This is a genomic window from Streptomyces sp. NPDC057702 (assembly GCF_042799315.1).
In the GTDB taxonomy this organism is placed as follows: domain Bacteria; phylum Actinomycetota; class Actinomycetes; order Streptomycetales; family Streptomycetaceae; genus Streptomyces.
Genome location: NZ_JBHVJC010000009.1, coordinates 123,677 through 137,105 on the forward strand (window position 1 = coordinate 123,677; position 13,429 = coordinate 137,105).

Genomic DNA, 13,429 nt, shown 5'->3' on the forward strand with positions numbered 1-13,429 from the left:
GGGGGCTCGCGCCCCGCCCACTCACCCCCGCCCCCACCCGCCCACCCCCGGCGGCGCCGCCCGGGCGCGGCGGCCGGCGCCCCCCGCCCCCCCCCCCCCCCGCCCCCGACCAGACAGCGCGCCGCCCCTCCACCCGGGGCACCGCCCACCCGGGGCGTACGTCACCCACATCCGCTAGGCCCACCGACACCCACGCGACCGCACCTCCTGTACCACCCCGGTCCACCACACCACGTACCACTCCGGTCCACCACATCACCCCGCGCGGCCAACCCACGCGCGCACGACGCCCCCTCCCGCCGCGTCAACCCACCCGTGCCACCGACCCGCCCGCGCACCGGAGCGGCCTCGCGCGATCACCGAGCGCGTCGCGTGTGTCGCGCCCGGCCCGCGCGGGTGGCGGCCCGGTTCCGTGGGGACGCGGGTCCGTGGTGGCGGCGTGCCCTCCGCTCGATACCCCTTTTAAGCCGATATATATCGACTATGACCGTACTGGTCCTCGCTCACTTCGTCGTCGCGCTCTGCGCCGCCCCGCTGATCCGCCGGGTCGGCACGCGCGGCTTCGTGGTGCTGGCCCTGCCACCCGCCGCCGCGTTCGCCTGGGCGATGTCACGGTGGGGCGAGCTGGCCGACGGCGGTGCGGCCAGCGTCGAGACGTGGTGGTGGATCAGGGCGTACGACGTCGAGGTCGCCTTCCGGCTCGACGCGCTGGCGCTGGTCATGGTGGTGCTCGCGGCCGGGATCGGCGGGTTGGTGCTGCTGTACTGCGTGCGCTACTTCGACGCCGGCGCGCCGCAGTTGGGGCCCTTCGGTGGCAACCTGCTGGCGTTCGCCGGGGCGATGCTGGGGTTGGTGCTCGCCGACGACCTGATGGTCCTGTACCTGTTCTGGGAGCTGACCACTGTCCTGTCCTTCCTGCTGATCGGGTACGACAGCCAGCGGCGCGGGAGTCGGCGCAGCGCGTTGCAGGCACTGATGGTGACGTCGGTGGGCGGCCTCGCGATGTTCGTCGGGTTCCTGATGCTGGGGCACGCGGCGGGCACGTACCGCATCTCGCACATCCTCCAGTCACCACCGCCGACGGACACCACCCTGTCGGTCGCGCTGGTGCTCATCCTGTCCGGGGCGATCGCCAAGTCGGCGGTGTGGCCGCTGAGTCTGTGGCTACCCAACGCGATGGCCGCGCCCACCCCGGTCAGCGCGTACCTGCACGCCGCCGCGATGGTCAAGGCGGGCGTCTACCTGGTGGCGCGGTTCGCGCCGGCCTTCGCCGACGTCACCCCGTGGCGACCGCTGCTGCTGACGCTGGGCACGGCGACGATGCTGCTGGCCGGCTGGCGGGTGCCCCGGCTCAACGACCTCAAGCTGCTGCTCGCCTACGGGACCGTCAGCCAGTTGGGCTTTCTCACCGTCCTGGCGGGCGCGGGCAGCTACGAGGCCGCGCTCGCGGCCGTCGCGCTGATCCTGGGGCACGCGCTGTTCAAGGCGCCGCTGTTCCTGGTGACGGGCATCGTCGACCACGCGGCCGGGACGCGTGACCTGCGCAAGCTGTCGGGAGTGGGGCGACAGCTGCCGTGGGTGTGCGCGGTGGCCGTGGTGGCGGGCTCCTCGATGGTGGCCCTGCCACCGCTGCTGGGTTTCGCGGCGAAGGAGGCGGCGTTCGACGCGCTGCTGCGCGGGGGTGTGGCCGAGTGGTGGGTGCTCGGGTGTGTCGTGGTCGGCTCCGCGCTGACCACCGCGTACACGCTGCGCTTCCTGTGGGGCGCCTTCGCGCGCAAGCCGGGTGTCCCGGACACCCCCGTACACCGCGTCGGGCCGGCCTTCCTCGCGCCGGCCGCACTGCTGGCCGCCGGCTGTCTGGCGCTGGGGCCGGGGGTGGGGTGGGTCGCGGACCTCTTCGAACGGTACGCGGCCCAGTACCCGCTGCCCGACCACCCCTACCACCTGGCGCTGTGGCACGGGTTCGGCAGCGCGCTGGCGCTGTCGGTGCTCACCTGGGTCGGCGGGCTGGCGCTGTTCGTGGCCCAGGAGCCGGTCGTGCGGATCGGGCGGCGGCTGGCGTGGCCGAAGGCGGACGAGGTGTTCGGACGGCTCGTACTCGGCCTGGAACGGGCCGCGCTCCAGGTGACGGGCGCCGTGCAGAAGGGCTCGCTGCCCGCGTACGTCGCGACGGTGCTGGCCGTCCTGTGCGCCGGGCTGCTGGCCGTGCTGGCCGCCGACCAACCCTGGCGCGGAACGCCCGCGCCCCGGCTGTGGGACTCCCCGTGGCAGGCCGCAGTGGGGGCGCTGACCTGCGCCTGCGCCCTGATGTGCCTGATGGTGCAGCGGCGGATGAAGGCGGCGGTACTCGCCGGCCTGAGCGGATACGGCACGGCGCTGCTCTACGTCGGGCACGGCGCGCCCGACCTGGCCCTGACACAGTTCGGCGTGGAGACCGTCTCGACCGTGGTGCTGGTGCTGGTGCTGCGCCGGTTGCCCGTCTACTTCGGCGACACCCACCGCACCTGGCGCTCCGGGGTGAACATGCTCCTCGCGCTGGCCAGCGCCGCCGTGGTGGCGGGCACGGTGTGGCTGGCGGCGGGCGCGCGCCGGGACACCCCGGCCGGTGCCGCCCTGACCGAGGAGACGGCCCACCACGGGCTGAAGAACGTGGTCGCGACGATCCTGGTGGACTTCCGGGCCTGGGACACGATGGGTGAGTCGGCCGTCCTGGCGGTCGCCGGCCTGGGGGTGACCAGCCTGTTGTACGTCCACCGCCGACAGGGCCGGGTCACCAGTGCGCCGCCCACCCTGCCGGGTGGGGTGACGGCCTGGTCGCTGGCCGCGCAGCGGTTGCGGGTGCCTCCCAAGTACGGCCAGGGCGCGCCCGAACGGAGCTGGCTGGTGGCCGGGGACACCCTCGCGCCCGAGCACCGGTCGCTGGTCTTCGAGGTGGTCGCCCGGCTCGTCTTCCACCCGATTCTGATGCTGTCGGTCTTCCTGCTGCTGTGCGCGGAGAACCTGCCGGGGGGTGGCTTCGTCGGCGGGCTGGTGGCCGGGGTGGCCCTGATGATCCGCTATCTGGCGGGCGGGCGGCACGAGTTGACGGCGGCGGCCCCCGTCCACGCGGGGTTCTTCACCGGCCTGGGCCTGACCCTGTCGACCGGTGTCGCGCTGCTGGGCCTCGTGGACGGCACGGTGCTGCACGCGTGGACCTGGCACGGGCATCTGCCACTGATCGGCGACTGGCACGCGGGCACCGCCGTCCTCTTCGACCTCGGGGTCTACCTGCTGGTCCTCGGAGTGGTGCTGGGTGTCGTGCGGGCGCTGGGCTCGAAGATCGACCAGCAGACCGAGTACAAGGCGAGTCTGGCGCTCGCCGAGGAGGTGCGGAGCCGGTGACTGTCAGCCTGACCCTGCTCGCCTGCGCGGTCGTCCAGATCGCCGTCGGCGGCATCCTCCTGCACACCCGCAGCCTCACCCGCGTCCTGGTCGGCATCATCGTGTGCGGCAACGGCGTCAACCTGCTCGTCCTCGCCTCGACCGGGCGGGCCGGCTTCCCGCCCCTCCTGCACCCGGGCGTTCGCCACTCCCGGGTGACCGACCCGCTGCCACAGGCGATCGTGCTGACCGCCGTCGTGATCACCTTCGCGACTACCGCGTTCGTCCTGGCGATGGCCTACCGCAGCAGCCAGCTCACCGGTTCCGACTTCGTCCCCGACGACGTGGCGGACCGGCGCGTGGTGCTGCGCGCGGAGATCTCCGCCGAGCGCGCGGAGCTGCGCGAACTCCACCGCGGCGAGGGTCCGCGCGCCTGGCGCGACGAGCGGCGCGAGCAGCGTCAGCGGCTGCGCGCCAACCGCGCCTACCAGGCGCGCAACCGGGACGCGTCGGGCGACCTGTGGGACGACATCCTCGGCTCCGACCCAGCGCCCCCCGCCCCACCCCGACCGGAGGAGAACCGGTGAACTCCCTCGTTCCGCTGCCCGTCGTGGTGCCGCTGGCGGTGTGTGGCCTGGCCCTGTTCATCGGGCCGCGGATACGCCGGCTGCACCGGGTGATCACGGTCGGCGGGCTGGCCGGGGTCCTCGCCGTGGCCCTGCTGCTGCTCGTCGAGGCCGACCGCACCGGCCCGCTCGTGGCCCACCTCGGCGACTTCGCGCCGCCGCTGGGTGTGACGCTGGTGGCCGACCGGCTCGCCGCGCTCATGGTGAGCGTCTCGGCGGCGGTCACCCTCATCGTCCTGTTCTACGCGATGAGTCAGGGCATGGCCGACCGCGAGGAGAACGCGCCGATCGCCGTGTTCCACCCGGCGTACCTGGTGCTGGTCGCCGGAGTGTCGCTGACCTTCCTCGCCGGCGACCTCGTCACCCTCTACGTCGGCTTCGAGATCATGCTGATGGCCAGCTTCGTGCTGCTCACGGCGGGTGGCACCGAGCCGCGCGTGCGCGCGGGGTCCACCTACGTCGTCGTCTCCATCGTCTCCTCGCTGGTCTTCCTCGCCGGCATCGCCGTGACCTACGCGGCGGCGGGCACGGTCAACTTCGCCCAACTCGCCCAGCGCCTTCCTGAACTGCCGCTGGGCGTGCGCACGTTGGCCGAAGTGCTGTTGCTCACCGTGTTCGGGGTGAAGGCCGCGGCGTTCCCGGTCGCCGCCTGGCTGCCCGACTCGTACCCGACGGCGCCCGCACCGGTGACGGCCGTGTTCGCGGGCCTGCTCACCAAGGTCGGCGTGTACTCGATGATCCGCGCCGAGACCCTGCTGTTTCCCGGCAACCGGCTCTCGGCCGTGCTGATGGCGGTGGCGTGCGCGTCCATGCTCATCGGCATCCTCGGCGCGATCGCCCAGACCGACCTCAAGCGACTGCTGTCCTTCACCCTGGTCAGCCACATCGGCTTCATGCTGTACGGGCTCGCGCTCGGCAGCCGGGGCGGCATCGGCGGCGCCATCGTCTACACGGCGCACCACATCACCGTGCAGGCCACCCTGTTCCTGGCCGCCGGGTTGCTGGAGAAGCGCTACGGCACCACGGAGCTGACCCGCCTCGGCGGTTCCGCCCGTACGGCGCCGCTGATCGCCGCACTGTGGTTCGTGCCCGCGATGAACCTCGCCGGCATCCCACCCCTGTCCGGCTTCCTCGGCAAGCTGGGGCTGATGCGGGCGGGCGCGGCGGACGGCGGCTGGTGGGCGTACGTGCTGCTCGGGGCCTCGGCCGTGACCAGCCTGCTGACGCTGTACGTGATGGCCAAGGTGTGGAACCTGGCGTTCTGGCGCGCCCCGGTCGAGCAACCCCGTGGGGAGGGGGACGTGTTGGAGGAGAGCGACACACCCGACTCGGCGCCGGACGACGAGAGCCCGGTGGCCGCGACCAGCACCGTCTGTGTACGCACCACCACCCGCATCCCGCCCGGCATGGTCGTCGCGACCGGGGTCGCGGTCGCCCTCGGGCTGGCCTACACGGTGCTGGCCACCCCGCTGACCGGCCTGGCCGACCGCTCGGCCGCCGAACTCCTGGCCCGGGGACCCTACGTGGAGGCGGTGCTCGGGTCGTGAAACCCCTCGCTCCGCGCGCCCGGCGCACCCTGGACCTGCCGCTGATCGCCTGGCTCACCTTGCTGTGGACCCTGTTGTGGTCGGGCCTGACCTGGGGCAACGTCATCAGCGGCGTCGTGGTGGCGATCGTGCTGTGCCTGGTCTTCCCGCTGCCGTCCGTCGAACTCGACCTGTGGCTGCGACCGGTGGGCATGGTGCGCCTGGCCTGCTACCTGCTGTACGACATGGTGTGGTCCACGATCAGTGTGACCTGGCAGATCGTGCGGGGCCGGCCGGGCCCGGCGGCCGTGATCGCGGTGCCGCTGCGCTGCCGTACCGACCTGATGATCGCGGCGACGGCGGTCGCCGTCTCCTCGGTGCCCGGCGGCGCCCTGGTCGAGGTCAGCGGCACCACGGCCACCCTGTTCCTGCACGTCTCGCACGCCGACGACCCCCGCTCGCTGACCCGCGCCAGCAGGGACGTGTGGCGCCTGGAAACCCTCGTCGTGCGGGCCTTCGGCACCCGCGAGGAGGTCGCCCGCGTCAAGGACCCCCCGCCGACCGACCCGAGCGACCCGCCCGCGTCACCCAAGTCACCCGAGCCACCCGAGGGAGAGGGCACCGCCGGATGAGACTGGCCAACGACATCCTGCTCAACGCCGCGCTGGCGCTGATCGTGCTGGCCGGCGCCCTGCTGCTGGTACGTGTCTGGCGCGGCCCCTCCATGCTGGACCGGGCCGTGTCCGTGGACATCGCCGCCGTCCTCATCCTGGCCGGCATCGGCGTGCACGCGGCGATCACCCGCACCAGCCACTACCTGTCGATCATGTTGGTGATCGCGTTTCTCGGATTCACCAGTTCGGTGGGCATCGCCCGTTTCATCGCCGTCCGCGACCGGCCCTCGCTCCGGGCGGACCAGAGCTTCAAGGAGCGCGCGTGAACTGGCACTCCGTCACCGATCTCGCCGGGTCGATCCTGCTGCTGACCGGCGCGGCGGTGTGTCTGACCGGTGTCATCGGCATGCTCCGGCTGCCCGACGTCCTCACCCGCAGCCACGCCGCGACCAACCCGCAGACGCTGGGCACGCTCCTGCTGGTGACCGGGGTCGCGCTGCGGCTGCGTTCCTTCGTGGACCTGGGCACCCTGGCCCTGGTGGCCTTCTTCCAGCTGCTGACCAGCGCCGTAGCGGCCCATCTGGTGGCCCGGGCCGCCTACCGCACGGGGCAGCTCGGTGACGCCGCCCTGCTGCGCGACGACCTGGCCTCCGCCCCGCGCCGGTGAGTCGACAGCGCCCTGCCCCGGCTCAGCTCCCACCGGTGGGTCGCAGGCGCGCCGTGAGGTGGTGCTGGAGCGGCTGGCCCACCGCCGCGAGGTCGTGGACGAAGTCGAGCGTGCCGTCGGCGGCCAGGGCGTAGCGCCGGCGGGTGGCGTTGACCTCCTTGGCGGTGGGCGCGAGCGCCACCTGATGGCTGCGCAGGTCCACCGCGCCGCTCTCGGCTCGACCGACCATGATCTCCGCGATTCCGGTGGGCTGGGTGATCAGCGCCTCGACCTGTCCCCCGTCCCGCATCCGCCACCAGCCGCTCTCGCGGGCCGACGGTCGCAGCGGCCCGCCCTCCGCGTCCAGCAGCCAGGCCCGCGCCTCGTAGCGGAGGAAGGGCCGCCCGTCGTGGCTGAAGCTGACCTCCTGGGCGTACGCGAAGTCCTCCTCCAGCGTCGGGTACTCCCCGCGCCCGCGTCCCACCCAGGTCCCCAGGAAGCCGACCAGCGGGGCGAGTTGGGGGTGCGGGGTGGGTGCCTGGTCCGGCCGCCGGGCGTCGGGGAAGGGGGCGGGGTGGGTGGGGTCGAACGACATGCGCGCTCCTGGATCGAGGCCGGTGGTGCCGGGTGGCAGCCTAGGCCGTCACCGAGGTGGGGCGGGGTCGCGGGCCCTCGGTCGGACGCGTGGGTGGGACACCCCACCGGTGCGGGGAGGGGCCCGGTGGGCGGCGGCGGGTGACACAGTCCGTCAGCGCGGCGTACGACGCTACGAACCCCCATCCGGGCGGTTCGACAGCCGCCTGTCGGCCTGTCCCCGACGCGAGTGGGGCGGGCCAGTCCGCCGTGGGCACGGTCTCGGCCCCGCGCGGATGGACCGGGTGTCAGCGGCGCCCCGCCCCCGCCCCCACCCACCCTCGCACGCGTCGGCCACGCCACCGCCCGTGTCCGGCGTCGTGCGCGTGGGTGACACGCGTTGCGCCAGGGGTGTCGCTCCGTGGGCCGCCACGGGGCGTCCGGTAGGCCGCCGTCGCCACCGGTCCCATGATGAACGCGACGCCGCCGTATCCCGGGGGCGCGGACTCGGAAGGGACAGGGCGGCCATGGGTGAGAGCGACGAGACGGCGACGGATGCCTTCGACTTCAACGTCGACGTGAAGCTGACGGTCAAGGCGGACCCGAGCAGGACGCAGTTCGTCAACATGACCATCACCACCGTGCCACCCGGCGCCCAGCAGGTGGACGGCACCTGGCGCGGGGCGTCGGTGTTCGTCCCCTCCACCGGCGGCGACTTCCTCTGGGACGGCCGACCGGGGCAGGACGTCGCGTTCCTCAGCGACAGCGCGACCAACAAGGTCGTCGTCGGCCTGGCGGGCTTCGTGGGGTCACCGGGCAAACTCCCCGGCCGGGGCAAGAGTGGCACCGGCGAGGTGATCGACCCCGTTCAGCCGCAGTTCCGCGAGGCCATCACCTGGAAGATCACCTGACCCGGTCGGCGTCACTCCCGTCCGCCGACCACCCCGCCGCCGGCGGCACGGTCACCACGGCGGCCGAACACCCGCGTCCGGGGCCGTGGGTGGGAGCGCGATGCGTACGGCGCCCGGTGTGCCGGTAGGGTGCCGGGTCACGACCGCACCCTGTTCGCGCTACGGGTAGGTGCGGACTTCGCCGCGGTTCGATGGTGCCGCCAACGGCTGCCGTGCCGATCTCCGCCTGTCCGGGCCCCGCGACACGGGGGGCGATCCTCACGGCGGGGTGCCGGGCCCCGGCCGACGGGTCAGGAGGAACGAGTGGCACAGATCATCAACGAGGTCTCACGGACGTTCAACGAGTTTCTGCTCTTGCCGAACCGGACACGCACCGACTGCTCGGCCGCCACGGTCGACCTGCGTACACCGCTGGTGCGCCACATCGTGGGCGAGGCGTCGGCGATCGAGCTGGGAACCCCGTTCACCTCCGCCATCATGCAGGCCGTCAGCACCCCCGAACTCGCCGTCGCCCTGGCCCGCGAGGGCGGGCTCAGCTTCCTCCATCACAACCAGCCGATCGCCGACCAGGTCGCGGCGGTCCGCCAGGTCAAGCGCGCCGAGGCCGGCGCGGAGGGTGCCGGGCCGCTGCGCGTGGGCGCGGGCATCAACACCCACGACTACCGGGAGCGCGTGCCGGCCCTGCTGGCGGCCGGTACGGACGCGTTGTGTTTCGACTCCTCCGACGGGTACAGCGACTGGCAGGCGCAAGCCCTGTCCTGGGTGAGGAAGGAGTACCCGCAGATCCCGGTCGGCGGTGGCAACGTGGTCGACGGGGAGGCGTTCACCTTCCTCGCCGAGGCGGGCGCGGACTTCGTCAAGGTGGGGGTGGGGGGCGGGTCCATCTGCATCACACGGGATCAGAAGGGCATCGGCCGTGGCCAGGCCAGCGCCGTACTGGACGTGGCGGCGGCCCGCGACGCCTTTCGCGAACGCACCGGCGCGCACGTGCCGATCTGCTCCGACGGCGGGTTGGCGCACGACTACCACGTGGCGTTGGCCCTGGCGATGGGCGCCGACTTCGTCATGATGGGGCGCTACTTCGCCCGCTTCGACCAGGCGGCCGGCGCGAAGGTGCCCACCGGCGACGGCTTCGTGAAGGAGTACTGGGGCGAGGGCTCGAACCGGGCCCGCAACTGGCGGCGTTACGGCCAGGGCGGTCAGGGGCTGGTCTTCGAGGAGGGCGTGGACGGCTACGTCCCGTACGCGGGCGACCTCCACGAGGGGCTGGCGCTGACCGTGGCCAAGCTCAGGAACACCATGGTCTCCTGCGGTTCCACCACGCTGCCCCGGTTCCGGTCCTCGGCCCGGCTGACGCTGGTCTCCGACCAGAGCTTCCAGGAGAGCCACGCCACCGTCACCTTGCGGGACGCGCCGGTCCCGGTCGCCTGACGCGTACCCGCACGGCCTCGCGCGGCCCCCGGCGACCGGACGCGGGGTCGCCGGAACCGGGGCGCCGGCGGGGCGTCGTACGGCGCCGGCGCCCCCGTCACGGCGGGTCCGGCCAGCGGTCAGCCCTGGTGTCGGACGCGGAAGTGGTCCGGCTGTGCCGGGTCCCGGTCCACGACCTGGACCGGGGGCCAGGCCCACTGCCACACGTCGCTGCCCGGCGGGCGGGAGAACCGGACCGTCCCCCGGGTGCCCTCGACGGCCACGCGCGGCCAGGCGGCGGCGACACTCGCCCGGCCCGCGCCGTGCGAGCGCAGCGCCTCGGTGAGCACCGCCCCCGTGTCGTACCCCTCGAAGGCGACGAAGGAGGGTGGCTGGCCCAGCCGTTCCCGCAGGTCCGCCCCGACCCGTGCGCCGAGCGGCCCGAGCCGCTCGGGGAGGTAGCGCAGGAACGGCACCCCGGCGCCGTCCTGGCCCAGCGACGTGAGCCAGCTCGCGAACTCGGGCTGGCCGGCCGGCGCGCCGAGGGTGATCTTGGCCAGTCGCGGGTCGCGGCGGACGGCGGCGACCAGCGGCAGGGCCGGCTCCAGGCCGACCAGCAGGAGGAGGGCCGTCGCCCGCTGGGCGACGAGTTCCGCGCACAGGGCCGCGGGGGTGAGCGCGTCGGCGTCGAGTGGGCTGAGGGTGACGCCGCGCGGGGCGAGGTGGTCGCGCAGGACGCGCGTCCCCGTCGCCCAGTACAGGCTGGGTTGGCTCACCACGGCGACGCGGCGGTGGCCGGCGTCGTGGAGGAAGTCGGCGTAGATCCGCCAGCCTCGGGACTGGACCGGAGGCAGGCGCGCCACCCAGGGTGTCGGCGCGTCGGTGAGGGCGTCGAGCACGGCCGAGGAGCACAGGTACGGCACGCCGAGGGCGTCGGCCCGGCCGGCGACGGCGCGCGCGACCACACTGTGGTACTCCCCCGCCAGGGCGCTCACCCCCAGGTCGGCCAGGTCGTCCACGGCCGCCACGGCGCGCCGGGGGTCGGCCGCGGTGTCGCGGACGACCAGCTCCAGGGGCCGTCCGTCGATGCCGCCGGTGTCGTTGGCGTCGTGGACGGCCAGTTCGAGTCCGGCGAGCAGGTGGTGGCCCGCCTCGGTCCAGCCGGGTCGGGTCAGCGGGGCCAGCGCGCCGATCCGCACGGGTGGCCCGTCCGTGCCCGCTGCCGGAGGGTGGTGGGGTGGCGTGCGCATGGGTGGCCTCTCCCGTAGGGCGACTACGTCGCGGTGTGCCGGAACACGAGGTGGCTCGGCCCGGTGGTGCGCGACCGTCCGGCCCGCCGTGGTGGAGCCGGCCGGGTGATCGCGTCGCCCATTGCACCCACCGCCACCGCGCGCGGACAACCCTGTTTCGGCCCGTGGGACACACCCGACGGAAGGCATCCCGACGCGCCGCCCCGTGGGTGACGCCGTCGCCTCGCACGGCGGGGTGCTCCGAGCAGGCGCGAGCGGGTGAGTGACCCGAGCGCGTACGCGACCTGGCACGGGCGCGCCACCCACGGCACCGGCGCCGGCCTCACATCCGGCGACCGGGGTGGTTGGCCCGCACGCGGCAAGGTGGCTGGCGCGCCCCACGCTGACCGGGCCCACCCGTGGCGGGCTGGGTCGGCACACGCGGCGGGGTCGCTGGCGCACGCGCGGCGGGGTGGGTTGGGTGGGAGCCCGCCCGTGGCGGGGTGGGTTACGCCGGCTCCAGGGGTTCGAGGGCCGCGATCTCGGCCAGGGACATGCCCATCCGCTGGTGGAGGAAGCGGACGATGGTCCAGTGCGGCAGCGCGCCCTCGTCGAAGGGGCCGAACTCCCGGCAGTACAGGGGAATCCAGCGCAGTGCCTCCTCCATCGCCTGCTCGCGGCCGGGTTCGCGCTGGTAGCTCTCGTAGGCGATGCTGCGGTGGTCGATGAGAAACCCACCCGGCAGCCGTTCCTGGCACAGCGCGCGGTACTCGCGCGTCTGGAGGATGAGGTAGTGCCAGATCTCGTCGATGTCCTGTTCGACGGGGAGGAACAGCCCGCCGAGTCGCTCGCGGTGGCGCGAGACGAGGTACAGGTAGCGCAGGCACTCGGTGACCTGGCGTTCGGCGAGGTCCGCCGGGACGCCGGTCCGGTCGGCGGCGTACGCCACCACCTCGGCGTGCAGTTCCTCGCCGAGCAGGGCCCTCAGATCGCCGGCGGACACGTGCGGCTGGGTGGTCATGGTTTCCCCCTGGGGTGGGTCGGCGGTCAGTGGTCCGTGGCGAGCCAGGCGTACTTGCCGGACTTCCCGATGGGGATGTGCGCGCGGTGTTCCACCTGGCAGCGGCGTCCGGTCAGGGTGCTGACGGCGTCCGCCAGGTCCGTGGCCCGGGCCGGTGGCAGGGGGTCGCCGTCGAAGGTGGTGTACCGCAGGCGGGCCTCCTTCTCGTCCGTGGCCCGCAGCTGGTGCACGAAGACGCTCGGCGCGACGGCGCCGACGCGGTCGCTCAGGTCACCCTGCGCGATGGGGCCGGGGGTCGCGGTGCCGGCCGCGCCGGGGGTCAGGAGTTCCTTCTCCCGACCACAGAAGCGGTCGACGCGCGTCGGGTCGGGGCTGCCGTCGGTGGTGCGGACGCAGTCGCCGGAGCGGTAGCGGATGAGGGGCATGTGGGGGTTGCGGACACTGGAGACGATCAGGCTGTAGAGCTCGCTGCCGGGGGCGACAGGGAGGAGTTCGACGCTCATCTGGTCCAGGTACGGGTGGTAGCGGCCGGCGCGGTCGCTGTAGTAGAGGTAGCCGAGTTCGGTGCTGCCGAACAGGTCGATGACCGGGCACGCGAAGTGCTCGCGCAGGAAGCGCCGGACGGTGACCGGGGTGTACTCGTAGGCGTGGACGATGCTCGCGGGCATCGGGAAGTCGTCCCACAGGCCCCATCGCTTGGCCTTGAGCACGAGATGCGCCAGGTGGTAGCTGGAGCAGTCGAGGTGGTACCAGCCCCGTGGGTGGGCCCGCTGGGCAACGCGGATCTCGTCCAGCATGCGCTCGACGTCCGCGCGCTCCCACAGCGCCGGGTCCAAGCGCAGGTTGAGGTAGACGGTGCGGTCGTCGAGGCGTCGCTGTGCCGGGCCCGGCTCCGGGTCGGGGTCGGTGGGGCGCGCCGCGCGCTTGCCCGCGTTGACGCGCGCGACGTGCTCGGTGGCCAACACCGTGGTCAGTGAGGTGCGTTGGCAGCCGGCGTCCCAGGTGAACGCGATGTCGGGGTGCTCGCTCCACAGCTGGTAGTAGGAGTTGAGCAGGAAGTACGGGGGGCGGATGATCTGCATGCGAGCGTGGTTGGTGCCCGTGGAGAGCACGTACTCGGCCTCGCCGGCGGCCAGCGCGGCGGCCAGGCGCGGTGTCATCCAGTTGTCCGGAAAGCCCCGCGCGATCTCCGGTTTCTCCAGTACGGGGAAGTGTCCCCGCTCGATCGACGTGCGGTAGATCGGTATGTCCTTGATCTGGTCGAGGACTTCGGCCGTCGGCTGACCACGCATGTGCACCCTCTGCGCTAGGCGAACGGGGATCGGGGAGAGTTCCGGGGGCCCGGGTGGGAGTCGGAGGGTGACCGCCGGCGACAGTCGCGGTACCGGCCCCCACATACGAGGGTCGAGGGCCGGTACCGGCCGGGGCCGAGTGGTGGGGGGGGGGGGGGGGGGGGGCGGGGCCCCCCCCCCCCCCCCCCGCCACCCATGGCCCGTCCGACGGGCGGTCAGCG

The 13,429-nt window shown here is 73.4% G+C and carries 12 protein-coding genes; 8 read left to right on the plus strand and 4 right to left on the minus strand.

The window, feature by feature from the left end:
* Window positions 1-483 precede the first annotated feature (483 nt).
* From ACFVFR_RS08985 to mnhG, 6 genes are read left to right on the plus strand one after another with little or no spacing between them, the layout of a single operon-like run.
* A complete protein-coding gene (locus tag ACFVFR_RS08985) occupies window positions 484-3,381 on the plus strand; it encodes a Na+/H+ antiporter subunit A (RefSeq protein ID WP_383699032.1) in 2,898 nt (965 codons plus the stop codon).
* Window positions 3,378-3,947, plus strand: a complete 570-nt coding sequence (locus ACFVFR_RS08990) for a Na(+)/H(+) antiporter subunit C (protein WP_383699033.1) — start codon at window positions 3,378-3,380, stop codon at window positions 3,945-3,947. Before ACFVFR_RS08985 ends, ACFVFR_RS08990 begins: the two co-directional genes overlap by 4 nt.
* Entirely contained in the window at window positions 3,944-5,533 is a 1,590-nt protein-coding gene (locus ACFVFR_RS08995) for a Na+/H+ antiporter subunit D (RefSeq protein WP_383699034.1), read from the plus strand. Before ACFVFR_RS08990 ends, ACFVFR_RS08995 begins: the two co-directional genes overlap by 4 nt.
* The gene (locus ACFVFR_RS09000) at window positions 5,530-6,144 is read left to right on the plus strand and encodes a Na+/H+ antiporter subunit E (RefSeq protein WP_383699035.1); all 615 of its coding nucleotides are present in this window, start codon (window positions 5,530-5,532) and stop codon (window positions 6,142-6,144) included. The genes ACFVFR_RS08995 and ACFVFR_RS09000 overlap by 4 nt, the downstream gene beginning before the upstream one ends.
* A complete protein-coding gene (locus ACFVFR_RS09005; RefSeq protein WP_383699036.1) occupies window positions 6,141-6,452 on the plus strand; it encodes a monovalent cation/H+ antiporter complex subunit F in 312 nt (103 codons plus the stop codon). The genes ACFVFR_RS09000 and ACFVFR_RS09005 overlap by 4 nt, the downstream gene beginning before the upstream one ends.
* Window positions 6,449-6,793, plus strand: coding sequence for a monovalent cation/H(+) antiporter subunit G (mnhG, locus tag ACFVFR_RS09010; RefSeq protein ID WP_383699037.1), 345 nt, complete (start codon window positions 6,449-6,451; stop codon window positions 6,791-6,793). Before ACFVFR_RS09005 ends, mnhG begins: the two co-directional genes overlap by 4 nt.
* Before the next feature lie 22 nt (window positions 6,794-6,815).
* Here the strand turns inward: mnhG and ACFVFR_RS09015 are convergent, their stop codons facing one another.
* Complete coding sequence (locus tag ACFVFR_RS09015; RefSeq protein WP_383699038.1) at window positions 6,816-7,367, minus strand: FABP family protein; 552 nt, start codon at window positions 7,365-7,367, stop codon at window positions 6,816-6,818.
* 505 nt (window positions 7,368-7,872) lie between these two features.
* On the opposite strand from ACFVFR_RS09015, the gene ACFVFR_RS09020 reads away from it, so the two are divergent.
* Both ACFVFR_RS09020 and ACFVFR_RS09025 read left to right on the plus strand, forming a co-directional pair.
* The gene (locus ACFVFR_RS09020; RefSeq protein WP_383699039.1) at window positions 7,873-8,256 is read left to right on the plus strand and encodes a hypothetical protein; all 384 of its coding nucleotides are present in this window, start codon (window positions 7,873-7,875) and stop codon (window positions 8,254-8,256) included.
* 303 nt (window positions 8,257-8,559) lie between these two features.
* Window positions 8,560-9,687: an IMP dehydrogenase gene (locus ACFVFR_RS09025; RefSeq protein WP_383699040.1), complete on the plus strand. Its 1,128-nt coding sequence runs from the start codon at window positions 8,560-8,562 to the stop codon at window positions 9,685-9,687.
* Window positions 9,688-9,806: 119 nt separating this feature from the next.
* On the opposite strand, the gene ACFVFR_RS09030 is transcribed toward ACFVFR_RS09025, so the two are convergent.
* The 3 genes from ACFVFR_RS09030 to ACFVFR_RS09040 all read right to left on the minus strand — a co-directional run bounded on the left by ACFVFR_RS09030 (window position 9,807) and on the right by ACFVFR_RS09040 (window position 13,208).
* The gene (locus ACFVFR_RS09030; protein WP_383699041.1) at window positions 9,807-10,916 is read right to left on the minus strand and encodes an ABC transporter substrate-binding protein; all 1,110 of its coding nucleotides are present in this window, start codon (window positions 10,914-10,916) and stop codon (window positions 9,807-9,809) included.
* Window positions 10,917-11,403: 487 nt separating this feature from the next.
* Window positions 11,404-11,916, minus strand: coding sequence for a hypothetical protein (locus tag ACFVFR_RS09035; protein ID WP_383699042.1), 513 nt, complete (start codon window positions 11,914-11,916; stop codon window positions 11,404-11,406).
* A gap of 26 nt (window positions 11,917-11,942) precedes the next feature.
* Complete coding sequence (locus ACFVFR_RS09040) at window positions 11,943-13,208, minus strand: hypothetical protein (protein ID WP_383699043.1); 1,266 nt, start codon at window positions 13,206-13,208, stop codon at window positions 11,943-11,945.
* Window positions 13,209-13,429: the final 221 nt, after the last annotated feature.